The following is a 23,031-nucleotide window of genomic DNA, read 5'->3' on the forward strand; positions in this document are numbered from 1 at the left end:
GCTCCTTCGGGCTGCGGTGAATGAACCGGACCGCGCCGTTGCGGAACGAACGCATGGATGGTGAAGGGAAGTTCCCGACCATCCGCTCGCGCTGTTCGCCCTGAGGCGACAGCCAGTGCGTTCAAGGGAGAAGCAGGTGCGTCGCGCGATAATTCCATTCCTGATGGCGACTTTGTTCGTCGCGGTGCCCGGCGCCGCTCCTGGTGCCACCCAGACGCCCGACTGGGGCCAGGCAAAGTCGATCACGATCGAGCTGAGCAGCTTCAAGTTCACGCCCTCCAGCGAAGCGTTGCAGCGCGGGGCGGCGTATCGGATCCATTTCGTCAACACCTCCTCGAGCGGGCATGATTTCGTCGCCAGGGAATTCTTCGCGGGCAGCATGATTGCGCCGGAGGATCGCGCCAAGATCACCAATGGCGGCGTCGATGTCGAGGGCGGCGGCTCGGTCGATATACGGCTGGTCCCGAACCGCGCCGGCAGCTTCAAGGTCCATTGCTCGCACTTCCTGCACAGCAGTTTCGGGATGACCGGCACGATCACCGTGCAGTGAACCTTTTCGCCCGGTCACAGCACAGACTGCACGAAGGGGATCGGGAGCGGGGCCGGGGGTTCGGGTTCAATACCGGTCTTGCTCGGCGATGACCGCCGACTGGTGCTAGGACCGGGAAATGAGCCGAATCATCCGCCGTCTTGGCGGCAGACAGGACGATATGCCGGAGCACCGGCGCTGGTTTGCTGTCCGCGCCACGGTGTTCGGCGCGCTCGCCGCCTTGTGCCTCTTCGGGCTGGCAATGCTGCTTCCGGCGCCGCTCCATGCCCAGCGCGCCGATCCGGTCGCGTCGAGCCGGCAGCAGATCCTCGTGCTGCTGCGCCTGCCGCCGCCGCGCTACCGGCTGGGTCGCGGTTATGGCGGTGGCGGCTATGACGACGATCCGGCGCATGGGGCACGTCGCCGCCTGGCGGCGCGGATCGCGCATGATCACGGTCTGGCCCTGGTCACTGACTGGCCGATGCCGCTGCTCGGGCTCGATTGCTATGTGATGGCGGTGCCGGACGGCCGCTCGACCGAGGCGGTCGCAGCTCTGGTCTCGAAAGACCCGGATGTGGATTGGGCCGAGCCGATGCATGTCTACCGCACGCAGGGCTCCGCGCCGGCGGTGCAGGGGAGTGGCGATCCGCTGTTCGCCGTGCAGCCTGCCGCCCGGCAATGGCGGCTCGCCGAACTCCACCAGCTCTTCACCGGCAAGGGCGTCACCGTCGCGGTGATCGACAGCCGGATCGAAGCCAGTCACCCGGACCTTGCCGGCCAGATCAGCCTCAGCGCCGATTTCGCCACGGGCGGGCCCGCCGGTGCCGAGCTGCACGGCACCGGCGTGGCCGGTGTGATCGCCGCCAAGGCCGATAACGGCGTCGGCATCGTCGGGGTCGCGCCGCGCACACGCCTGATGGCGCTCCGGGCCTGCTGGCAGCTCGCGCCTCAGCCGCCGGCGACGGCGGTGACGGTCTGCGACAGCCTGAGCCTCGCCAAGGCCCTGCATTTCGCGATCGAGCATAATGCCCAGGTGATCAATATGAGCCTCAGTGGCCCGCAGGACCGTCTGCTCGGCCGGCTGATCCAGATCGCGCTTGGCCGCGGCGAGGTGGTGGTGGGCGCATTCGATCGCGCGGTCGCCGGCGGCGGCTTCCCGGCCTCCTGGCCCGGCGTGATCGCAGTATCGGACGAGGCGACAAATGCCGCCGGCGTCTACACCGCGCCGGGCCGCGACGTGATGACGACTCAACCGGGCGGGCACTGGTATCTCGTCAATGGCGGCTCCTATGCGGCGGCGCATGTCAGCGGCCTGGTCGCGCTGCTGCGGGAGAAGCGGAAGGCGGATGGTCGCGCCGCCCTTGTTTCGAGCCGGGCCGGTGGCGGTGCGATCGACGCCTGCGCCACATTGCTTGGCCCTTCCTCGCGGTGCGATTGCAACTGCGCGCTCGTCGCCGGACATCGCTGAGCGCGTGAGAAAAACCGAGGCACGGCGTCGGATTTGCTGTACGGAGGCGCGATGCGGCGGCCGCTCAAGCTCTGGTTCTATATCGCGATCGGCGCCGGGCGTATCCTGCTGACCGCCTTCCTGCTCCTGTTCGATCGCGGGGGCAGACGCCCGTCCTCATCCCAGGGCAGCGCGGACGAACGCTCAAAGGCGCAATAGCCCGGATCTCGGGCTGCGATTGCAATCGCTCACCCAGTTAAGCGCCCATCACGGGATTCTTCGAGGAATTCCAACAGGAATGGCTCCTTTCCTGCCGCTGCGACTCATTTTTCAGTTGCGCAAATCGATACGGGCGCGCAACATTCTATCCCGGGTGGGGAGATCGCGCATGGTTTTGCTCGTTGCCGCCGAACCGGGGCTGGCGGAAACATCTGAATCCTGCATCATCGCGACGTCGGAGGGCATCGGCGATGCCGGCGTCGTGTTACGTCGGGCACGCGAGGCTGGCGGCTATACGCTGCGCGACATCGCCACAGCGACCCGCATCTCCGAGCGCTTTCTCGCCGCGATCGAGGCGTCCGAATTCGCCAGCTTCCGCGCGCCCCTGTACGCGATCGGTTTCGCCAAGACGTTCGCGCGGCATGTGGGTGTCTCCGAGTGCTGGGTCGCCGACGCCGTCCGGGAGCGGATCGCCGAAGAGCGGCCGCCGCCGCCCGTCAGCGCTCCGCCGCGGCGTGGATCGCGCGCCCGCGAGCCGAGGATTCGCGAGCATCGGTAGCGGGCGCCGCGGGTACAGGCGGCACAGGATTGATGTTCCGTCGTTTTGGTATCAGGTTCTGTTCGCGCATGATGCGCAACATGCGCGACGTGCGCGAAAAGGGGAGAGTAGAGATGGAATGGATGCTTCTGCCGCTGAAGCGGTACGCACAGTTCAGCGGCCGCTCGCGCCGCAAAGAATATTGGATGTACACGCTCTTCATCGTCATTGTCGGGTTCGTGTTGGGCATCCTGGACTCGATTCTGGGGCTGGGCGGACAGGCCGCACTGACGTCGGAAACCGGTTCGAGCGGTGCTGTCTATGGCGCGCTCATCAATCGAGGCCTGCTTGCAAACCTGTTCTCGCTTGCCACCCTCGTTCCAGGCATCGCAGTCAGCGTGCGGCGGCTGCACGATACCAATCGGAGTGGCTGGTGGCTCCTGTTGGCGTTCATACCCCTTATCGGCGCCATCGTGCTGCTCGTCTGGTTTTGCACCGCCGGCACGCCCGGGCCGAACGACTATGGTGACGATCCGATGAGCGACACCCCTGAGGAACTGGCCCGGACTTTCGAATAGACCAGGCCGACGAATAATCCGATCGCGTCCGGCAAGGCGACTTGCCGGGCGCGAACGGATTGGCTAGGCACCCGATCGTCGTGCGGGCGTGGTGGAACTGGTAGACGCGCCGGACTCAAAATCCGGTTCCGCAAGGAGTGTCGGTTCGATTCCGACCGCCMGCACCATTTTTCTCAAGAGCAATCACCCACCACCGCCGCTCTGGTTCTAATCCCCCTTGCGCGTCAGCCGCCTCGGCGGCACCCTGTTGGTTCCGGGCTTGGGGGTTTAGGGGCAATGTCGAATATCGCGGGCAAAGCCTATGGCATGAATGTGCTGACGCCGATGCGGCCGTCACGCACCTGGCTGCAGGTTCTGATCTTCATGGTGGCGCGGGCGATGCCGCAGCAGCTTTCGGGGCTGCTCGGGCTCAAGCTCATCCACTTCGCGCGCTGGGTGATCATCCGCCGCAAGCAATGGCCCGATCCGACCCCCGGCGCGCCGCAGGGCATGCCCCACCTCAACAATGATTACATGCTGTTCCTGTCGAACTTCAACGGCACCTGGGATCAGTATATCGATGCCTTTGCCGACGGCATTCCGGGCGGGCTCGACCTGTTCTGGTATGCCAGCACCAAATATCCGCACTCGATCCCGATCTCGAGCTTCAAGGCCTATATCGGCACCAACCAGATCCATACGAGCTACTATTACAACGCCACGCCAGGCGCGGCGCAGCGCGATATCAAGGCCGCGCTCAGGGTGCGCGAGGCAGTGCTCGCGCTCGCCAAGGTCCATGCCGGCGGCGATGTCGCTGCATTCGCCGCGGCGTGGCGCACGACCATGGCCACCCTCGCCAATTCGCTCGCCTCGCCGGGTTATGCGCCGATCGCTTCGGTCGCGACGCAAACGGCCGACGCCGCGCGACGCGACTTCATCAACGCGCTCGCCGCGAAGAAGGGGAGCTGACATGCCCAATCTCGATGGCGGCCATTATTTTCTGACCGTGCTGGCACCGGTCCGCACCGATTTCATCCAGGACGCGATCCCGGGCCGCTCGCGCTCGCACCGCGCGCAGCTCGCGCAGAAGCTGGCGCTGATGCCGATCGGCAAGCAGACCGCGGCATCGCCCGAGGATGCGTGGCCCTCGCCCTTTTCACGCAACACGATCAACCACCTCGCGCGCTTCGTCATCATTGACGGGCCGGCGTATAACGGCCGCGACTCAGGCGATACGATCGTCAGCGTGATCAATGGCGTGGATCCGCTGGTGCCGCAGCCGGTGGACCGGTTCGCCCATCCCTATCTGGTGTTCGCCGCCGATCTCGATGCGCAGCATGTCGATGGCGATGCTGCGGTGCGCGCCTATACCGACGCGCTCTGGGCGACGATGCAGCCTGACCTTGCGATCATCTTCGGGCACTGTGTCGGTTTTGAGGGCATCACCTCGGCTGATGGCTTTCACGATTATATCCGGCGCTGCCAGGTCGAGACGACCATGCCGTTCAACGATTACTGGGCGCATGACGAACTCAAGGCACCACCCGCGCCGCCCAAGACGGTGAGCAAGTTCAGCCTCGCCAAGCTGGCGGTGAAGCTGGTGGGCTGGGCCGCCGGCGCCTGGGTGATCGCGCTGCTGCTCGATATCGTGCTGAGCGGGTTCGGGCGCCATGGCCGCGTTCAGCAATGGGCCTCGTGGATCGTCCTCCATTTCGGCTTTCCCCTGCTCATCCTGCTGCTGGTCGTCGCGCTCGCGGCGTGGATTGCCTATCGCTATTTCATGAAGAAGGGGCTGAAACCCTTCCCGACCGCGCCCAACAGCGATCTGCCCTCGATCCTGAAATCGCTGTTCCTGCAGCAGCATTTGACGAAGCTGGCGATCGACACGCAGGGCGCAACTCCGGCCGAGCTGCATGCGCGGTTCGGCGCCTTTCTCAAGGCTGCGCGGCCTGACGACCTGACCGGGCCGACCCAGGCCGCCGGCGAATGCCATGCACCCGCGCTGGAGACTTCGAAATGACGGGGGAAATGACGGGGCAAACGACCGGGGAAATGACCGGGGGAATCCACCTCGACCTCGCCGATATCCAGGGCAATATCCACCGTCCCTATGGCCGGTTCGGTTTCCCGTACACGCGGCACCTGTTCTACAATATCCTTCGGCCAGAGGCTGGCCGCGCCTTCATCCAGGGCCTGCGCCCGCGCGTGACGACGGCCCAGCCCTGGGACAGGGACGAGGGCACCGGCGTCGTCATCAAGCCGCAGATAACGCTCAACCTCGGCCTCTCCTTTCTCGGCATGCGGGCGCTCAACCTGCCGACCTCGACGCTGCGTCAGCTGCCCGACGAGTTCATCGACGGCATGCATTGCCGGTCGGAGATTCTCGGCGATGTCGAAGGCAGCGCGCCCGAACATTGGGACCCGATCTGGCGCGACGAGCGCAAGCAGCGCGACCGCGAGGTGCATCTCTGGGTGTCGCTCAGCTTCGGTGCCGATGCGGCCGGCAAGCCTTTGCCGATCCTCGATGAATGGATGACCTGGCTCGAAGGGCTGACCAAGGCATCGAAAGGCGGCGTTTCGCTGCTCGACGGGCACGGCAAGGACGGCAAGAGCAAATGGCAGGACAGCTGCGCGCTGATGGCCCCGCTTGGGCCGAATGGCGAAATGGTCGCTACGCCCAAGGAGCATTTCGGCTTCACTGACGGCATCAGCGATCCGGTGTTCCGCGGCCAGTTCGACGCCAAGGCGGAAGCGCTGGCGGCGATCGGCGGCGGCAAGATCGCGCGCGGCGTTTATAATGAGGATACGAGCTGGTCAGCGCTGGAAACCGGCGAGTTCATTCTCGGCCAGGTCGATGAGGGCCAGGAGTTCCCGGTCGCGACTCAGCCGGCCGGCTTTGTGCGCAACGGCACCTTCATGGTCTATCGCAAGCTCCGCGAGGACGTGCCGGCGTTCGAGGCCGAGATGAAGCGCCAGGCCGGCTTGTGGAAACAGGTGACCGGCGAGACCGACGATGTCGCGGCCAACGAGACGGTCCGTGCCAAGATGGTCGGGCGGTGGAGTTCGGGCGTGCCGCTGATCGCGGCGCCGACCTGGGCCGATCACCAGAAGATCATGCATGATTATGCCGATTGCCTGGAGATCGCACTGCGCAAGCCGCGCGACAGCAAAGAGGCGCAGCGGCTGGCCGACTACAGCAAGCTGCTGACCGGCTTTCGTTACGGCGAGGATCTCGACGGCGGCAAATGCCCGTTCGGCGCGCATATCCGCCGCGCCAATCCGCGCGACATGCTTGATCCGTTGCTGAGCGATACGGTCGGATCGACCACGCTGACCAACCGCCGCCGCATCATGCGGCGCGGCCTGCCCTATCAGGAGGATGGCGGCGAGGTCGGCGTGATCTTCATGGCGATCTGCACCAGCATCTTCCGCCAGTTCGAGTTCATCCAGCAGCAATGGATGAGCTATGGACTCGATTTCGAGGCGGGCAACGATACCTGCCCGCTGATCGGCAATCGGGCGCAATCGAAGAAGCATGTCATCGCCGCGGGTGCCGCCAGCAACGGCACGACCTTCATCGCGGCCGAGCTCCCCGAGTTCGTCACGACGCGCGGCGGCGAATATTTCTTCCTGCCCAGCCTGAGCGCGATCCGGATGCTCGCCATGGGGACGGTCGACCCAACCTGACCGACCAATCTGATTGAAAGGCGCCTATGAGCACGCAGCCGAAGAGCTTTGCCGATCGGATCATGGCCGGGATCGGCGGATGGTTGATGGGGCATATGGAGCTGATATTCCGCATCGCGCGGAATACCGTCCCCATCCTGGTCGTGAACTTCAAAGGCAAGCGCTTCGCGCTCATCACCCGGTTCGACGATGTCGCCGAGGTGCTCACGCATCCCAATGTGTTCGACGTGATCTACGCGCCCAAGCTCAACCTGCTGATGGACGGCGGCAATATCTTTCTCGGCATGCGCGATACGGCGGACGCCACCCGCGACCGCAGCTCGATGCGCCTCGCGGCGCCGCGCGGCGAGGCGCTGACCCGCATCCGCCCCGAAGTGGAGGCGATGGCCGAGGCAGCGATGGCAAAGGCGGCGCCCGCCGGCCGGGTCGATCTGGCGATGGAGCTGACCCAGGACCTGACGACGCGCTTCTTCGGTGGCTATTTCGGCACGCCCGCTGACGACATAACTGCCTTCTCGGACGATGCGCGGCTGCTGTTCCAGTTCATGTTCGCTGACATGAGTAACGATCCCGTATTGGAGGCGAAGGTGCGCCCCGTCGCCGCCGCGATGCGCGCGCGGGTCGAGAAATGCATCGCCGATCGCAAGGGCGAACGCGGCAAGCATGACGATGTGCTCGAGCGCTGCCTGGAGCTGCAGGATATCGGCACACCGGGGATGGATGACGACGGCATCCGCAACAACATGATCGGCTTCATCGTCGGCGGGCTGCCGCAACCGCCGATGATCATCCCGCAATTGTTCGACGTGCTGCTCGACCGCCCGACCGAACTGGCCGGTGCTCAGGCCGCGGCGCGGGCCGACGATGACGATCTGGTCTCGCGCTATGTGTTCGAGGCTCTACGCTATTATCCGCTGACCCCCGGCCTGTTCCGCGATTGCTCGGCCGATTACGAGATCGCCGGCGGCACCATGCGGTCGCGGATCATTCCTGCGGGCACGCGGGTGATGGCGGCGACGCGGTCGGCGATGTTCGACGGGCGGCGAGTGCCTACGCCGAAGAAATTCCGGCTCGATCGGCCCGATTTCACCTATATGAATTTCGGCTGGGGCCTGCACCAATGCTTCGGACTGTACATAAACCAGCAAATGACCCCCGCGATCTGCAAGGCAGTGCTCAAGCGGCCGGGCCTGCGCCGCGCCTCAGGGCCTGAGGGCAAGCTGCGGCTCGAGGGGATCTTTGCGATGAACCTGACGGTGGAGTTCGACGGGTAATCCGTGCGCCCCTCCCCTTCAGGAGAGGGGACCTGTATAAGCGTGGGATCAGGGAACAGACATCCTGCTGTCGCCCCTTTGCAGACGTTTGCATGGGCATCCAGTGTGCAGCTTGGGAGGCATCGATGTCGCAAGCGGAGCGCATGAATTTCGCGTCGAATATTTGGGAGGCCGACCCATGGGATACTTCCGACGTAGCTGCTGATGCTCAACTTGCCGGATTTCGTGGCAGGGCGGCCAAGCCGGTGAATTGGACTTCAATACGAGAGGCTGGTCCCTCAGTGCTCGGTGTCGAAAGTGAGAAGCTTATCGGCGCTGACGTCGAGTTTTATGCCGCACATGACGGCGAAGACATGCTGTTGATGCAGGGGGCTTGGCACGGCTTCCCTGATCCGCCTGAGTGGAGATTGGCGACCAGACCAAGCGGGAGCAATGGCTCTTGGGTATCTTGGGGCTATTTCGAACATTTGCCAGAGAGTTGGCGGCTGCCGCTGGACAGCGGCTAACCACCACGTTCTGCTGTTCAACGGCGCAGAAAGTGGACGGTGTGCCTGTCGTGAATAAATATCTTGGAGTAGTTCATGATCGAGCAGATCGTCCAGACGCTGACGCGAATCTCAACTCGGTGGAAACCAGACGAGGCGCTGGTTGAACTTTCGGGTCAAGGCTTGAGGCTTACGCAAAATATTGGAAAAAGGCGTACATTCCAGGATAGGGAGCAGCAGAGATACAGCTTATATTTTGGAGATGATGACGTACTGATATTTGCTGAAGCGACGCTTGAAGTTGTGTTCGACACCGAATCCATGTCTGATGAAGATTATGCTAGGCTGCTAGGAAAATTTAACGTCAAGTTCAGAAATGCGCTGTCTCAAGTTTCTGCGCTGCTTGGTTCCTATGACGAATACACAGCGCAAGATGAATTTCCGCATGACAGGGATTGTATAACGCTTGCGCTATGGAAGTTGGATGATGCCGATATCATGCTCGAGCTGAAGCACGAAGCTCGTGAAGTTCCTCTTCGGCTTGTACTAGCGCTCGCATCATGATACTGTTGATCGATCACAGGAGTACTTACCTTGAGGTAAAGTTGTGAAATTGCGATGACAGGCGAAGATGATGTGTTAAAGTACGTCCTTTGACTGAGAAACGGTAACCCAAGAGCTGCTGGAGAAGCTGGAATGACTGCTTCTATTTTAGCGCTGACATTGGCTTTGGCCGCCGCGTCAGGAGAAAAGCCGACTACGTACAAGCTTGCCGGGGAAGCATCGGGTAGGGTTTACCCGAATATCCAGAGATGCGAACATGCCCGGCGGCTTGCCCTCAAAAAGTTGAACGCTCAGGCGCGAAGGGCCCGAGCGAGCCGATCGAACAATATGGGCTGGGTTATCATACCGTCCTGCTTGGTTTGGCGTTGAGTGCGTAAGCGCCGCCCTCGCCTACCTAAGCAGGTAAGCCTCCACCGTCTCCAGCGCCTCGCTCGCCTCGAGCCACGCCGCCTCGGTCGCTTCCAGCTTCTTCTCGACCTCGCCACGCCGCTTCATCAAGTCGCTCATCCCCAGCGCCCGCAGCACCGGATCGGCGCTCGCCCACCTAACCAGCCGGCCTTTTTCGTGGTAGCGAGGCCAGATGGAACGTGAAATCTGGTTCGAGAAGATCCTCTGGAGCTACATGCCCTGCCATTGGAAGGGCTGGGCCGCCCTGATAGCGGTAATAGCATTGACCCTCGCTGCGTTTTTCCTGGCTCAGCAAGTGGTCAACGCGCTCGGCTACAAGAATGCAGACTGGCTGATCGTCCCCATCTCTCTGGCGGGATTGCTTTCGATGATGCGCATTACAAAGCGGCACAGCTAACCGATTGGCACCTAAATCCGAGGGCATGCATCCATATATGACTCAGCTGAGGGAGAGGGCTTGAGAAGACCTAAGCCTCCACCGTCTCCAGCGCCTCGCTCGCCTCGAGCCACGCCGCTTCGGCCGCTTCCAGCTTCTTCTCGACCTCGCCGCGCCGCTTCATCAGCTCGCTCATACCGAGTGCCCGCAGCACCGGCTCGGCGCTCGAAGGATCGAACATCGCGCGGTCGAGCGCGCTGCGCTGGGCGTTGAGCGTCGTGACCAGATCTTCGGCCTCCTGCGCGCGCTTGCGGATCGCGACATTCTTCTCGCGCGCCTCCGCCGCCGCGCGGCGTTCTTCCTTGCGGCTCGCCTTTGACTTGCCGCCACCAGCCGCGCCGTCGCTGGAGAGCACGAAGGCGATATAATCCTCCATGCTGCCATTATATTCCTTGGCCGTGCCGGCATCGACCAGCACCAGCCGGTCGGCGGTGAGCTCGATCATGTGGCGGTCATGGCTGACGATCACCACCGCGCCGTCATAGGCGTTGAGTGCCTGGACCAAGGCCTCGCGCGCATCGACGTCCAGATGGTTGGTCGGCTCGTCGAGGATCAGCATATGCGGCGCATCGCGTGTGATCAGCGCCAGCGCCAGCCGGGCGCGCTCGCCGCCCGACAGCTTGCCGACCTTGGTGATCGCCTTGTCGCCCGAAAAACCGAAACGGCCGAGCTGGCCCCGGACCGCGGCGGGCGTCTTGCCCTTCATCATCCGGGTCATATGCTCGAGCGGGGTATCGTCGGTGTCGAGCTCCTCGACCTGATACTGGGTGAAATAGCCGACCCGCATCTTGCCCGAGACGGTCATCTCGCCGTCCATCGGCGCGAGCTGGGCCGCGAGCAGGCGGGCGAGGGTGGTCTTGCCGTTGCCGTTGCGGCCGAGCAGCGCGATCCGGTCATCGGGATCGAGGCGCAGGTTCAGCCGCTGCAGGATCGGCTTGTTCTCGGTATAGCCGACACTGGCGAGGTCGAGCGTGACGAGCGGCGGGCGCAATTCCTCAGGCGAGGGGAAATCGAAGGACAGGCTCGGATCCTCGGCCATCGCGGCGATCGGCTGCATCTTGGCCAGCATCTTCTGGCGCGACTGGGCCTGTTTCGCCGTCGAGGCGCGGGCGCTGTTGCGGGCGATATAGTCCTGCAGCTTGGCGCGCTGGGCGTCCTGTGACGCCTTGGCGGCAGCGAGCTGCGCGGCGCGTTCGGCGCGCTGACGCTCGAAACTGTCATAGCCACCGGTGTACATGGTGGTCTTGCCGCCCTCGAGATGGAGGATGGTGTCGACGACATTGTTCAGCAGATCGCGCTCATGGCTGATCACGACCATCATCGCCGGATAGGCCTTGAGGAAATTCTCCAGCCACAAGGTCGCTTCGAGATCGAGATGGTTCGAAGGCTCGTCGAGCAGCAGCAGGTCCGGCTCGGAGAAGAGCAAGGCGGCGAGCGCGACGCGCATCTTCCAGCCGCCCGAATAGCTGTCGAGGGGGCGGCCCTGCATTTCCTCGTCGAAACCGAGCCCGACCAGGATGCGGGCGGCGCGGGCCTCGGCGGTATAGGCGTCGATCGCGATCAGCCGGTCATGGAGCTCACCGATCCGGTCCGGATCATGGCAGGTCTCAGCCTCGGCGAGCAGCGCCGCGCGTTCGGTATCGGCGTCGAGCACAGTCTCGATCGGGGTTGAGTTGCCGCTCGGCGCTTCCTGCTTGAGATAACCGATGCGCGTCTTGCGCGGCATCTCGATCTCGCCGTCATCGGGATCGAGCTGCCCGATCATCACCTTCATCAGGGTCGACTTGCCGGCACCATTGCGGCCGATCAGTCCGACACGGCTGCGCGCCGGCAGCGTCGCACTCGCGCGGTCGAGGATCGTGCGCCCGCCGAGGCGCACCGTGATACCGTTGATATTCAGCATGTGGGGGCGCTTATCATGCAGTGCAGCAAATCCCAAGAGGCGATGATCGGGATTCCGGATTGCCGTCAGGCGGCGCTTGCCTCGATTCAAACTTATCTGCGGTCATGTCAGTTCTCTGCGATGATGAAGAACCGCATAAAAGCCGATTTCACGCCGCTGTTGAATCAAGCCACCCTGTTCGGTGAAGGCCGCTCCCTGTTAATTCCAACAGGCCTCCCTGTTATCTCCAACACGTCTCCCTGTTATCGAATAACAGGGAGAATGGCATTCAAGCCACTGATCAGAAAGGAGAATATGTCCAACAAATTGGGCAAAAACGGCCCGAAAAGTTTTTTCTTCCCTGTTATTGCCCGATTAACAGGGAGGAACAGGGAGAAATGGCGCGATAACAGGGAGCGGTCTGTCATTCGCATACCCGCCCGACCCTGGGACGATAGTGTCCGTCGGGGTCGCAGCAGGGCGCCAGGAGCCAAATCAAGTCCGATGTATTCCGAACTCTACTGGATCAGCGAACGGACGCCCGGCAAGCTCGCGCTCATGGCCCGGCCGCGCGCGGCCGACTGGCTCGAGGACGAGGTCGCACATTGGCGGGCATCGGGTGTCGACGCCGTCGTCAGCCTCCTCGAGACCGAGGAGGTGAGCGACCTCGGTTTGCAACGCGAGCGCGCGCTCTGCGAGCAGCATGGCATCGATTTCCTGTCCTTCCCGATCGTGGATCGCGGCGTTCCAGCCTCAATGCGGGAAGCGAAGACACTCGCGGAAACGCTGCTTGGGCGCATCGCCAAGGGTCAGGCGGTGGCGATCCATTGCCGCGCTGGCATCGGCCGCTCGTCGATCATCGCCGGTTCAGTGCTGGTGCTGGACGGGCTGTCCGCCAATGATGCCCTGGCGGCGATCGAGACAGCCCGCCGAACGCCCGTTCCGGATACGGACGCGCAGCGCCTCTGGCTGGTGGACTACGAGGCGACGGTCGCTGGCGGCTGATGATATCGCAGATATGAGAAACGCGGAGGTCGTCGCCGCGCTCGGCCCCGCAATTCTAGCGCGCGGTACAGCTGGCGCTGCCCAATCGGCGGTAGGCCGCGTGGAATTTCGGCATGCTGCCCGATCTTCCGATGAAATTATGGCCCTTGCCCACGTAAAGCTCGAGACTGGAAACTCTCGCGCTCTTGGTATCCGCGGAGCTGTAGATCACGAGATTCTCCTGCGCGTCGCCCCATTTTCCATGGCCATGAAGCTCGACGGTACCGGTCGCGTGTTCGCTGAGGAAGCGGAACAGCACAGTTCCGCAGGCCCCCTTGTCACCGACGCTCACGCCGCAGAAATCGTCGCCGCACCGTGCCACATCGATGGTCTTGTAGAGGCGGCCGCGCACTGTGAAGACCGGTCGATCTTCCGATACCGTCCAGCGCCCATAATAAGGAGACGATGCCGCCTCCCCACCGGCCAGTGCCGGGCCGGTCAGGGCCAGCAGGGCGAGGCAGAGTGGGCCCTGTATCGACAATCGAAGGAGCGACTGGGATAAGGCTGCCATGGTGAGTTCCTCCAGTGAAACGCTGCGTGCGGGCGGCCAGTTCAGGCAAATGGTGCGGGTGCTGATCCTATCAGGGATTTCCGCTTTTGTACTATATACTGCGGCAAAAGCGCTGTTGTCCGCCTTCGCCAATGATGATTTTCCTGAAAATCTCGCGGTTAAGGTCGAATTGCTGCCGTTGATTTTCCCGCTCCACATGATTTCCGGCGGGCTGGCGCTCATCCTCCTGCCGCTGGCTATCGCATTGCGCCGTCGCCCTGTCTGGCACCGGCTGGCCGGGCGAGTCGCGGCGCTCGACGTTCTGGTCGCAGGCGTGACCGCGTTTCCCGTCGCCTGGGCGGCACCTGTTACGATCTGGTCGGCGGCGGGATTCTCCGCACAGGCTGTGACATGGCTGGCTCTCCTGATATTCGGCATCCGCAATATCCGCCGGCGCCGGGTCGCGGCGCACCGGGCCTGCATGCTGCTGATGGTCGCGACCGCATCGGGAGCAGTCTTTTTCCGTATTTACCTGGCTTTATGGGCCATATTCGGATCGGGCCGTTCGTTCGATCTGTTCTACGCGTGGGACGCCTGGATTGCCTGGCTGCTACCGCTTGCCGTGACGGCGCTGATCCTGTTCCGCCAGCGCCGGCGATTGACGATCGGCGCCACGGGGCTCGGTCCGCGCCACGCCACCACCATCACGTCCGCGGCAGTGTGATCACTGCGTCCAGGCCGCCGCCGGGGCGGTTCGCGAGGGTCACGTCGCCGCCGGCGTTGCGCACGATCGCGCGGGCCAGCGCCAGGCCGAGACCGATGCCGCCGGTCTCCTTGTTGCGGGAAGTCTCCAGCCGGGTGAAGGCCTCGAACACGTTGCCGAGCTGTTCTGGCGGGATGCCGGGCCCCTGATCGGCGACGACGATTGACACCGCGTGAGCGTCGGCCACGATCCGCACTTCGGCGGACTTGCCGTATTTGACGGCATTCTCGATCAAATTGCGTACCGCGCGGCGCATCAGCGAGGGGCGCAGCCGCATTTTCAGCCGCTCGGTTTCCTCGAACGTCACGTCATTGTCGAGGTCACGGAAATCCTCGACCACTGCGTCCACCAGCGCCGCAAGATCGACTTCAGTCAGCGGCTCGCTCGGTCGGCCAAGCCGGGCGAGCGAGAGGATGTCGTCGAGTGTGCGGTTCATCTCCTCGATCGTGTCGGCCATCTTCGCCCGGTCGGTCTCGTCCTCGACCGACTCGATCCGGACGCGCAGCGCGGCGAGCGGGGTGCGCAGATCATGGCCGATCGCGCCGAGCATCCGGTCCTTCTCGTCGAGCATCGCCGTCACGCGCAGGCGCAGCGCGTTGAAGGCTGCAATCACGTCGCGCAGATCATGCGGCCCGCGTTCCTCGACCGGCACATCGACCTCGCCCGGAACGAAGTTGCGCGCGGCAACCGCGAGGCTGCGCAGTGGCTGCGACAGGCGCCGTCCGATCCACAGCACCGGCAGCAGCACGATGCCGTAGAGGATCAGGGTCTGTGAGAGCAGCCGCCAGATCAGATAGGCCTCGGCGCGGGGCCAGGGTGCGCTCAGCACCAGCCAGCCATGGCCGGGCTGCTCGACCGCGATGATGAGCTCGCCGCCCATCCGCACCGCGCGGTCGGCGGCGGCCGGGTTCCAGCGCCTGAGTCGGGGATCGCCGCGGTGAAGTTCGCGCACCTCGGTCTCGATCCGGCCGACCTTCAGCCCGGCTTCGGCCAGTTCAGTGCGCAGGCCCTGCTGGACATCAGGGCGGTGCTCACCGGCCGGGTTGACCGGAGAACTATCCTCCTGGTGCAGCCGCCCGCGAGTGCGTTCGATTGGATGTCCGGCATTGGCGCGCTCGATCGCGTCGACGATCCGCGCCACCGCGGGGCCAGTCGCCGTTTCATAGCGGGCGGCGCGGCGATCCTGGAGGAGCATGGTGAAGTTGATCGCCTGCGCCACGAACAGCGCGATCGCGATCAGCAGTGCCATCTGCCCCGAAAAATTGCGCGGCCAGAGCCGGATGCGGTTCACACCCCCGATTCCGTCACAGGCGCGTGACTTCGGCGGCGAGCGTATAGCCGCCGCCCCATACCGTCTTGATCAGCTCGGGGCTCTTGGGATCGTTTTCGATCTTGCGGCGCAGCCGGCTGACCTGGTTGTCGATCGCGCGATCAAAGGCGGCTGCCTCACGGCCCTGGGTCAGGTCGAGCAGCTGATCGCGGGTCAGCACTTGGCGCGGCCGCGTCACCAGCGCGTGGAGGAGGTTATACTCGCCGGTCGAGAGCGGCACCGAGACGCCTTCGCGATCGACCAGGGCGCGCTCGCCCGATTTGAGCACCCAGCCGGCAAAGGCGAAGGAGCCGCTGTCGGGCGCGTGCTGGCGCGCGCCGCCGGCCGCGGCGCGGCGCAGGATGACCTTGACCCGCGCCGCCAGTTCGCGCGGCGAAAAGGGCTTCACGACATAATCGTCGGCACCCATTTCGAGCCCGACGATCCGGTCGGTCTCCTCGCTGCGCGCGGTGAGCAGGATGACCGGGATTTCGCTTGTCTCGCGGATATGGCGGCACAGGCTCAGGCCATCCTCGCCCGGCATCATGATATCGAGGATGACGAGATCGATCGCATAGGCAGTAAGGCGAGTTCGTGCCGCCTCGGCATCGCCGGTCTGCGTTACGCGGAAGCCCTGTTTGGTCAGATATTGCGCGAGCGGCTCGCGGATCGAGCGCTCGTCATCGACCAGCAGCAAATGTGGCGTTTCTCCCATGGGATCGGCGTTTAGCATGTCTGCTCGCTTTTAAAATGCCGGGCGGGCGAAGGGGGCACACCCGCCCGGCGGCCGGGCCGGAGGAATACGGCCCGGTATCCCGTCACTGACCCGGAGGCGGCGGGGCAGGCGGCGCATCGCCGCCCATCCGCATCTTGCCCATGCGATCCTTCATTTTGGCACGGGCAGCGTCCATCTCGGCCTGGTCGATAAAGCCGTCACCATTGGTGTCGAGCTTGTCGAAATGCTTGTCGGCGTCAGCGCGCATCTCGTCGCGGCTGATCTTGCCGTCCTGATTGGTGTCGAGCCGCGCGAGCCTGCCGGCGCCATGGTGACCGTGATGGCCGCCCATCGGTCCGCCTTCCGCGCCTGGCGGCGGCGGCGGCATCATCGCACCGCCAGCCTCGCCGCCCATGCCGCGGCGGCCGCCCATGCGACCGCCTTCGCGCATGCGCTCCATCATCGCCTTCATCTCGTCGCCCGAGATCTGGCCGTCGCCGTTCGTGTCGAGCTTGGCAAAGCGCTCGGTGGATTGCGCCATGAACTCGGCGCGTGAGATCTTGCCATCCTGGTCGGTATCAGCGGACATCAGCCCACCGCCGGGGCCGCGACCGCCCCTGCCGGTCATTTCGTCGGCGGTGATGAAGCCATCGCCATTCTTGTCCATCCGGGCGAAGCGCGCTTCGGCCTGGGCCGTGAATTCGGCGCGAGAGATGTTGCCGTCGCCATTGGTGTCGGCGCGCATCATCATGCCGCCGCCACGGCCCTGAGGTGCGTCCTGGCCGGCAATCGCCGCGCCACCGAGCATCGTGCCGGCAAGGGCTGCGGCTAAAAACAGTGTCTTCATTGGTCAATCCTCTGTCTTGTCCGTCGCGCATCAGGCGATCGCGGCGGGCTAATCGGTATCCAGGTCAGTTGCGCGGGGCGCTCATTTCGTCGGACGTGATCTGGCCATCGCCGTTCGTGTCGAACCTTGCGAACCGCGCGGTGGCCAGCGCGGCGTATTCGGCATGCGAGACCTTGCCGTCATGGTCGGCATCAGCCGCCATCACGCCGCCGCCGGGTCTGCGGCCAGCCATGTCGCCGACCTCGTCAGCGGTGACGAAGCCGTCTCCATTCTTGTCCAGGCGCGTAAAGCGCTGGTCCATCAGCGTGGAGAATTCAGCCTGCGAGACCTTGCCGTCGCCATTGGTGTCCGCGCGCATCATCATGCCGGCACCACGGCCCGCCGGAGCACCGGGGGCACCCTGATCGGCCGGAGCCGCCTGGCCGGCAAGCGCCGCAGCGCCGGTCATCGAACCGGCAAAAGCCGCTGCGAGAAACAAGTTCCTCATGCTGAATCCTCATATCTGTCGGCCGTGGATCATCCCGGCATGAGGACTTTTCGCCCGCAACTGTCTCGCGGCTATGTCAGGGTGGAGGAAAAGTGTCGCAATTTGTCGCAGGTTCTGGCTCGAAGCACTGCTTTCTCCCTCTCCCAGCGGGAGAGGGAAGGGGCCCGTCGCGAAGCGGCGGGAAGGGTGAGGGTGACTGGCATGAGCGTCTTGCCCTCAACCTCTCCCCGCGCTGCTGCGCAGCTTGCCCCTCTCCTGAAAGGAGAGGGGATGAAGGTCACGCGAAGATCGCCACGCTCTGCATGCCCTGCGCGATGGGCTGGCCGTCGGCGTTCCAGATCATCATCGACTGGCTCGAACAGCCGTTTTTCGCATAATCGGATGTCGCGGAGAGCAGCCACCAGCCGTCAGTCGTGGCCGGCGTGGGGGTAAGGAGGTTGACGATCCAGGTGAGCGAGCTGATCGGCGCGTGCCGCGTGTCGAGTAGCTTGAACGCGGCAGGAGGCAAGGCGTCGGCGACCCCGAGGACGTGGACCATCGGATCGAGCCCTTCAAAGGCGCGCAACCGCGCCCAGCGCAGCCACTCGGCCTCGCCCTTCGCCTCTTCCTTCAGATCGAGGAAGTTGAAGTTGCCGGTGAAGAACTCGTCGGGTCCGGTATAGACTTTGGTGTCGGGCGCAGGCGAACGGCGATGGCTGTCCAGCCGCCCGTCGAGATCGATCTGCGATACCTGATCCGACATGAAGACGAAGGTCGCGCGAAAGCCCAGCCCCGCATCCGACACGATATCGGCCTGAATGAAGGCTGCGTTGCGGCCGCGGCGCAACTTGGTCGCGGTGACTAAGACCTCGCCGGCGAGCGGGCCGATGAACGCAATCTGCGCTGATCGGAGCGGCGGCAAATCCGGCTCGATGCCTTGCGCCGCATGGAGCGCGAGCGCGCTGGAGAGCCCGCCATAGCTGGTGCGGCCCTGGAGCCAGCTTGCCGGGATCGCGGCGCGAAAACCATTTCCAGTCGGCGTGGCGCCGGCGAGGATGTCGGCGATCGGCGTCATGGCTTGGTCCCCATCAGCAGATCACGGAGTTCGCGCTTGAGCACCTTGCCGATCGCACTGCGCGGTAGTTCGTCGATGGCGTGGAGCGCTGCCAGTCGCTGCGTCTTGCCGAGCTGCTTGTTGGTCCAGGCGAGGATATCGGCGACACTCGCATCGACTCCGGTGTGCGGCACATAGAAGCCGACCGGAGTCTCGCCCCAGGCTTCCGAGGGCATGCCGATCACGCTGCAATCGGCGACGGCAGGATGCTGCGCCAGCACTGCCTCGAGATCAGTCGGGTAGATGTTGAAACCACCCGAGATGATCAGATCCTTCTTGCGATCGAGCAGAGTGAGGAAGCCATCGGCATCGAAGCGGCCGACATCGCCGTGGCGGATATAGCGCCGCCCCTCGGCATCGAACCATTCGGCCGCCGCCGTCGCGTCGCTGCGGCCGTGATAGCCGGTCATCATGGCCGGGCTGCGGCCGACGACTTCGCCCATCTCCCCCTGAGGGACTTCATTGCCGTCATCGTCGATCAGGCGAATGTCATGGCCCTCGACCGGCTGACCGACAGTGTGGAGCTTGTCGTGATGCTGGTTGGCGATGAGCAGGCAGGTGCCGCCGCCCTCGGTCATGCCATAATATTCGACCAGCAGCCCCGGCCAGCGCGCGACGATATCGGCCTTGAGCGCGGCGGAGAAAGGCGCGCTGGTGCAGGTCTTGAAACGAAAGCTGGAGAGATCGAAGCTGTCGAAATCGGGCAGCGCCATGATCCGCTGATACTGGACGGGGACGAGCATCGCATGGGTGGCGCGGCTGGACTCGGCGAGTTCGAGAAAGCCGCGTGCGTCGAACTTCTTCATCAGCACCGCCGTGCCGCCCCAGCCGAGCGTCGGCAGGAAGCTCACCAGCGTCGTGTTCGAATAGAGCGGAGTCGCGATCATCGTCACCGCATCGCCAAAGCCGGCGGCGGCGTTGCGGTTGATATGGGCCCAGCGCATCCTGTGGCTCTGGACGATGCCCTTGGGCGTGCCGGTCGTGCCCGAGGAATAGATGATGTTGAAGCCGTCCTCTGGGGCGATGGAGACGGCGGCGGGCTTTTCATTTTCCCGATCGAGCAGGGCATCGAACGCATCCGTATCGAGCCTGATACGAATCGCGTTGATCTCCTGCCCGGCCAAAGCCTTTTCGGCATCGCCGTCGAGGAATAGGATCGGCGCGCCGCAATCGGCGATCATCGCGGCAAGGGCTTCGGGTGTTGACGATGGCGCGAGGGGCGCCGCGACGCAGCCGGCCCGCAGCGCGCCGAGAAAGACGGCCGCATACTCGATCGATGAAGCTGCGACGATCGCGACTGCCTGTCCCTGGCTGGCGCCGTAGCGCTGGAGCGCGGCGGCGATGCGGTCCATCAGCCGATCGAGCCGCTGATAATCGATTGCACCGCCTTTGGCGATCAATGCGGCCTTGCCACCCTGTTCACGCGCATGTGCGCGGATCAGATCGGGAAGGGTCGCGAAATCGCTCGCGAGCATATCGGCGGAGTCCATCATCGCCCGCTAGGCCAGGCTCGCGAGAAATGCCATACGCGATCTTCGAAAAAGGGGAGGCGTAACCAATGCTGTTCTATAATGCGGATAATCCCGCGCCCAATCCGCGCCGCGTGCGCATCTATCTGGCCGAGAAGGGCCTGAGCGTTCCTACCGAAACCCTGTCGATGGTGAAGGGCGAGCACAAAGGCGAGGGGTTCCTGGCGGTCAACCCACTCGGCCAGGTTCCGACGCTGGTGCTCGATGACGGCAGCGTGCTCACTGAGAGCCTGTCGATCTGCCGATTGTTCGAGGCGATGCACCCGGAGCCGCCGATGTTCGGAGTGGGGCCACGCGGGGTTGCTGAGGTCGATATGTGGCAGCGCCGTGCCGAGCTGCGGATGATGGTGCCGCTCGGGATGGTATGGGTGCACACTCATCCCTTCACCGCGCGAGTCGTGAAGCGGCAATATACCGAATATGGCGAGAGCCAGCGGCCGCGGGTCGTTGCGGCGATGGGCGAGTTCGACCAGGCGCTGGCTGACCGGGAGTTCCTGGACGGGAAAGCCTATTCGATGGCGGATATCGTGTTGCTGACGATCGTCGATTTTGCCGGATTCGTGGGAATCCCGATCCCTGAGGAAATGACCGGGCTGCGGGCCTGGCATGAGCGCGTCTCCGCTCGGCCAAGCGCCAAGGCATGAGCGGTACGATGGAAGGTGCGGTCGCGATCGTCACCGGCGGCGGCACCGGGATTGGCGCGTCGGTGGTGCGGCGGCTGACGGCGCGCGGTGTGCGCTGCGTGATCAACTATGCGAACAGCCGCGATGAGGCGGAGGCGCTTGCCGGAGAGGTCGAGGGCGCGATCGCGGTGCAGGCCGATATCGTCGAGGATGGTGAATGCCGCAAACTCGCCGCCGCTGCGATCGAGGCGTTCGGGCGGATCGATTTCCTCGTCAACAATGCCGGTCGCACGAAGTTCGCCAATCACGAAGATCTCGATGCGCTGGAGGCCGAGGATTTCATCGACATCTACCGGCTCAACACCATCGCGCCCTTCCAGATGATCCGCGCCTGCGCGCCGGCGATGCGCGAGGGCGGCATCGGGGCGGTCGTCAATGTCGCCTCGGTCGCCGGTGTCTGGGGGCATGGCTCATCAGTCGCCTATGCCGCCTCGAAGGGCGCGCTGATCACGATGACGAAAAGCCTCGCCCGGGCGCTCGCACCGGCAATCCGGGTGAACGCGGTCGCGCCCGGCTATGTCGGCACTGGCTGGTTCGAGAAGAGGCTGGGAGCAGAGGGGTTCGCCAAGCTCAACGACCGGATCGCGGCGGGCGTGCCGATGGGGATGGCAGCAGGTCCCGATGATGTTGCCGGGCCGATCGTCATGCTGCTCGATCCGGATAGCCGGGTGATCACCGGCGAGACGATGGTGCTCGATGCCGGCGCTCATCTTGACGTGGGTTTCGCGAGGAGACCGGGGAAGGAGCAATAGGTTCAGATCGGGCGCGGGACGCGGTCGAGCACCTTCCACACGACGATAGCGAGGGCGGTGAAGGCGAAGATCGCCGCCAGCAGAAAGGCCGCGCCGGGGAAGCCCCGATCGACCCCGGCGGCGAGAGTCTGGGTCAGCAGCCATGGGCTGAGGATCGCAGCAACGCTGTTCATGCTGCCGATGCCGCCCTGCAATGCACCTTGCCGCGAGGCATCGACCATCCGCGAGCAGAGGCCGTTGACGGATGGGAAGACCAGGCCCGACATCGCGCTCACCAGGAACAGCGCATAAGCCTGCCAGCTCTGGGTGATGAAGGCGTAAGCGAAGAAGGCGAGGCCGCCGCTGCCAAGGCCAATCACCAGTGCGCGCCGTTCGCCGATGCGGGTGATGATCCGGCCGGTGAGGCCGCCTTGTACCCCTGCCATTACCAGCCCGACAAAGGACAGCGACCAGGCGATTTCCGCAGGGCCCCAACCGAAACGCGCGGTTGCCCAGAAAGCCCAGGTCGCCGGATAAATCATGTGAGCAAGCTGCCAGAGAAAGGCGGCAATCAGCAGCGGCGCTGCGTTGCCGGCCTGGAACAACGGCTTGAAGGCGCCGATGAAATGGGCGTCGCGCAGGTGGAAGGGGCGGCGGTTCTCCGGCGCAAGCGTCTCGGGCATCGCGAACGCCATCACCGCGGCGTTGGCGAGCGCAAGCAGCGCGGCCGCGATGAAGGGTGCACGCGGGCCGAGACCAACGATCGCGCCGCCCAGCGCGGGGCCAATGACGAAGCCGATGCCGAACGCCGCACCGATATAGCCGAACACGCCGCTGCGCTTTTCGGGCGGCGTCACGTCGGCCAGCACCGAACTGGCCGGGCCATAGACTGCTCCCGCCGCGCCAGCGATCGCCCGGCCGAGGAACAGCCAGGCGAGCGTCGGTGCCCAGGCCATCAGGCCATAGTCGATGCCAAAGGAGAGCATCGACGCGATCAGCACCGGGCGGCGGCCGAAACGGTCGCTGAGATTGCCGAGGATCGGGCCGGCGATGAACTGGGTGAAGGAAAAGATCACAAGCAGCCAGCCCGCGACCCGCGTCGCATGCTCGAGATCGATGTGGCCGAGCGTGGTGATCAGCTTGGGAAAGACCGGCATGATGATGCCGAAGCCGATCGTGTCGATCAGCACGGCAGCGAGCGCAATCGGCACGGCACGATGTTCGAACTTCATGGCGGACCCCCGGGGATGCGTGTTTCCTGTATCGTTTGGCGGCTCGCTTGTCCCGCCCCTTTGCTTGCTCACCCTTTGCTTG

25 protein-coding genes and 1 tRNA gene are annotated in these 23,031 nt (G+C 64.3%); 17 read left to right on the plus strand and 9 right to left on the minus strand.

The genetic code is table 11. The features are described from left to right. Positions 1–136: 136 nt before the first annotated feature. From AC1DVS_RS25105 to AC1DVS_RS25165, 13 genes are all read left to right on the plus strand, one after another. Entirely contained in the window at positions 137–550 is a 414-nt protein-coding gene (locus AC1DVS_RS25105) for a cupredoxin domain-containing protein (protein ID WP_478027226.1), read from the plus strand. A 118-nt stretch (positions 551–668) separates the two neighbouring features. After that, positions 669–1,997, plus strand: coding sequence for a S8 family peptidase (locus tag AC1DVS_RS25110; protein ID WP_478027227.1), 1,329 nt, complete (start codon positions 669–671; stop codon positions 1,995–1,997). A gap of 51 nt (positions 1,998–2,048) precedes the next feature. Next, positions 2,049–2,195 (plus strand): hypothetical protein, encoded by a 147-nt coding sequence (locus AC1DVS_RS25115; RefSeq protein ID WP_478027228.1) that lies wholly within the window; start codon positions 2,049–2,051, stop codon positions 2,193–2,195. A 169-nt stretch (positions 2,196–2,364) separates the two neighbouring features. Continuing rightward, positions 2,365–2,754 (plus strand): helix-turn-helix domain-containing protein, encoded by a 390-nt coding sequence (locus tag AC1DVS_RS25120; RefSeq protein ID WP_478027229.1) that lies wholly within the window; start codon positions 2,365–2,367, stop codon positions 2,752–2,754. 32 nt (positions 2,755–2,786) lie between these two features. Beyond that, the gene (locus tag AC1DVS_RS25125) at positions 2,787–3,311 is read left to right on the plus strand and encodes a DUF805 domain-containing protein (protein WP_478027230.1); all 525 of its coding nucleotides are present in this window, start codon (positions 2,787–2,789) and stop codon (positions 3,309–3,311) included. Positions 3,312–3,393: 82 nt separating this feature from the next. Further along, positions 3,394–3,478: transfer RNA gene (locus AC1DVS_RS25130), tRNA-Leu, on the plus strand. Between the two features lie 109 nt (positions 3,479–3,587). Then, positions 3,588–4,259 carry a hypothetical protein gene (locus tag AC1DVS_RS25135; RefSeq protein WP_478027231.1) on the plus strand — a complete coding sequence of 224 codons (672 nt, stop codon included), beginning with the start codon at positions 3,588–3,590 and terminating at the stop codon, positions 4,257–4,259. 1 nt (position 4,260) lies between these two features. Continuing rightward, the gene (locus tag AC1DVS_RS25140; RefSeq protein WP_478027232.1) at positions 4,261–5,310 is read left to right on the plus strand and encodes a hypothetical protein; all 1,050 of its coding nucleotides are present in this window, start codon (positions 4,261–4,263) and stop codon (positions 5,308–5,310) included. A 32-nt stretch (positions 5,311–5,342) separates the two neighbouring features. After that, positions 5,343–6,977 carry a Dyp-type peroxidase gene (locus AC1DVS_RS25145; RefSeq protein ID WP_478027233.1) on the plus strand — a complete coding sequence of 545 codons (1,635 nt, stop codon included), beginning with the start codon at positions 5,343–5,345 and terminating at the stop codon, positions 6,975–6,977. 26 nt (positions 6,978–7,003) lie between these two features. Then, positions 7,004–8,251 carry a cytochrome P450 gene (locus AC1DVS_RS25150; RefSeq protein WP_478027234.1) on the plus strand — a complete coding sequence of 416 codons (1,248 nt, stop codon included), beginning with the start codon at positions 7,004–7,006 and terminating at the stop codon, positions 8,249–8,251. A gap of 125 nt (positions 8,252–8,376) precedes the next feature. Further along, on the plus strand, positions 8,377–8,757 hold the full coding sequence (locus tag AC1DVS_RS25155; protein WP_478027235.1) for a hypothetical protein: 381 nt from the start codon (positions 8,377–8,379) through the stop codon (positions 8,755–8,757). 75 nt (positions 8,758–8,832) lie between these two features. Beyond that, a complete protein-coding gene (locus AC1DVS_RS25160) occupies positions 8,833–9,300 on the plus strand; it encodes a hypothetical protein (RefSeq protein WP_478027236.1) in 468 nt (155 codons plus the stop codon). 580 nt (positions 9,301–9,880) lie between these two features. Beyond that, positions 9,881–10,105: a hypothetical protein gene (locus AC1DVS_RS25165; RefSeq protein ID WP_478027237.1), complete on the plus strand. Its 225-nt coding sequence runs from the start codon at positions 9,881–9,883 to the stop codon at positions 10,103–10,105. Between the two features lie 70 nt (positions 10,106–10,175). Here AC1DVS_RS25165 and AC1DVS_RS25170 read toward each other — a convergent pair whose 3' ends face one another. Then, positions 10,176–12,047 carry an ABC-F family ATP-binding cassette domain-containing protein gene (locus AC1DVS_RS25170; protein WP_478027238.1) on the minus strand — a complete coding sequence of 624 codons (1,872 nt, stop codon included), beginning with the start codon at positions 12,045–12,047 and terminating at the stop codon, positions 10,176–10,178. A 483-nt stretch (positions 12,048–12,530) separates the two neighbouring features. Here AC1DVS_RS25170 and AC1DVS_RS25175 point away from each other — a divergent pair, with 483 nt between their 5' ends. After that, positions 12,531–13,031, plus strand: a complete 501-nt coding sequence (locus AC1DVS_RS25175; protein ID WP_478027239.1) for a protein-tyrosine phosphatase family protein — start codon at positions 12,531–12,533, stop codon at positions 13,029–13,031. Positions 13,032–13,086: 55 nt separating this feature from the next. Here AC1DVS_RS25175 and AC1DVS_RS25180 read toward each other — a convergent pair whose 3' ends face one another. Next, the gene (locus AC1DVS_RS25180; protein ID WP_478027240.1) at positions 13,087–13,581 is read right to left on the minus strand and encodes a hypothetical protein; all 495 of its coding nucleotides are present in this window, start codon (positions 13,579–13,581) and stop codon (positions 13,087–13,089) included. 49 nt (positions 13,582–13,630) lie between these two features. Here AC1DVS_RS25180 and AC1DVS_RS25185 point away from each other — a divergent pair, with 49 nt between their 5' ends. Next, positions 13,631–14,284: a DUF2306 domain-containing protein gene (locus AC1DVS_RS25185; protein WP_478027241.1), complete on the plus strand. Its 654-nt coding sequence runs from the start codon at positions 13,631–13,633 to the stop codon at positions 14,282–14,284. On the opposite strand, the gene AC1DVS_RS25190 is transcribed toward AC1DVS_RS25185, so the two are convergent. From AC1DVS_RS25190 to AC1DVS_RS25215, 6 genes are all read right to left on the minus strand, one after another. Continuing rightward, positions 14,265–15,572 (minus strand): sensor histidine kinase, encoded by a 1,308-nt coding sequence (locus AC1DVS_RS25190; RefSeq protein WP_478027267.1) that lies wholly within the window; start codon positions 15,570–15,572, stop codon positions 14,265–14,267. The two genes, AC1DVS_RS25185 and AC1DVS_RS25190, sit on opposite strands and share 20 nt — an antisense overlap. Before the next feature lie 55 nt (positions 15,573–15,627). After that, on the minus strand, positions 15,628–16,347 hold the full coding sequence (locus AC1DVS_RS25195) for a response regulator (RefSeq protein WP_478027242.1): 720 nt from the start codon (positions 16,345–16,347) through the stop codon (positions 15,628–15,630). A gap of 103 nt (positions 16,348–16,450) precedes the next feature. Then, positions 16,451–17,194, minus strand: a complete 744-nt coding sequence (locus tag AC1DVS_RS25200; RefSeq protein ID WP_478027243.1) for a hypothetical protein — start codon at positions 17,192–17,194, stop codon at positions 16,451–16,453. 64 nt (positions 17,195–17,258) lie between these two features. Further along, entirely contained in the window at positions 17,259–17,681 is a 423-nt protein-coding gene (locus AC1DVS_RS25205; protein ID WP_478027244.1) for an EF-hand domain-containing protein, read from the minus strand. Between the two features lie 277 nt (positions 17,682–17,958). Beyond that, positions 17,959–18,735, minus strand: a complete 777-nt coding sequence (locus AC1DVS_RS25210) for a thioesterase family protein (protein WP_478027245.1) — start codon at positions 18,733–18,735, stop codon at positions 17,959–17,961. Next, a complete protein-coding gene (locus tag AC1DVS_RS25215) occupies positions 18,732–20,264 on the minus strand; it encodes a class I adenylate-forming enzyme family protein (RefSeq protein ID WP_478027246.1) in 1,533 nt (510 codons plus the stop codon). Before AC1DVS_RS25215 ends, AC1DVS_RS25210 begins: the two co-directional genes overlap by 4 nt. 68 nt (positions 20,265–20,332) lie before the next feature. Here AC1DVS_RS25215 and AC1DVS_RS25220 point away from each other — a divergent pair, with 68 nt between their 5' ends. Both AC1DVS_RS25220 and AC1DVS_RS25225 read left to right on the plus strand, forming a co-directional pair. After that, positions 20,333–20,947 (plus strand): glutathione S-transferase family protein, encoded by a 615-nt coding sequence (locus tag AC1DVS_RS25220; RefSeq protein WP_478027247.1) that lies wholly within the window; start codon positions 20,333–20,335, stop codon positions 20,945–20,947. After that, on the plus strand, positions 20,944–21,738 hold the full coding sequence (locus AC1DVS_RS25225) for an SDR family NAD(P)-dependent oxidoreductase (RefSeq protein WP_478027248.1): 795 nt from the start codon (positions 20,944–20,946) through the stop codon (positions 21,736–21,738). The genes AC1DVS_RS25220 and AC1DVS_RS25225 overlap by 4 nt, the downstream gene beginning before the upstream one ends. 2 nt (positions 21,739–21,740) lie before the next feature. On the opposite strand, the gene AC1DVS_RS25230 is transcribed toward AC1DVS_RS25225, so the two are convergent. Continuing rightward, positions 21,741–22,949 carry an MFS transporter gene (locus AC1DVS_RS25230; RefSeq protein WP_478027249.1) on the minus strand — a complete coding sequence of 403 codons (1,209 nt, stop codon included), beginning with the start codon at positions 22,947–22,949 and terminating at the stop codon, positions 21,741–21,743. Between the last annotated feature and the right edge of the window lie 82 nt (positions 22,950–23,031).

The organism is Sphingomonas sp. P3_C5 (assembly GCF_056402635.1).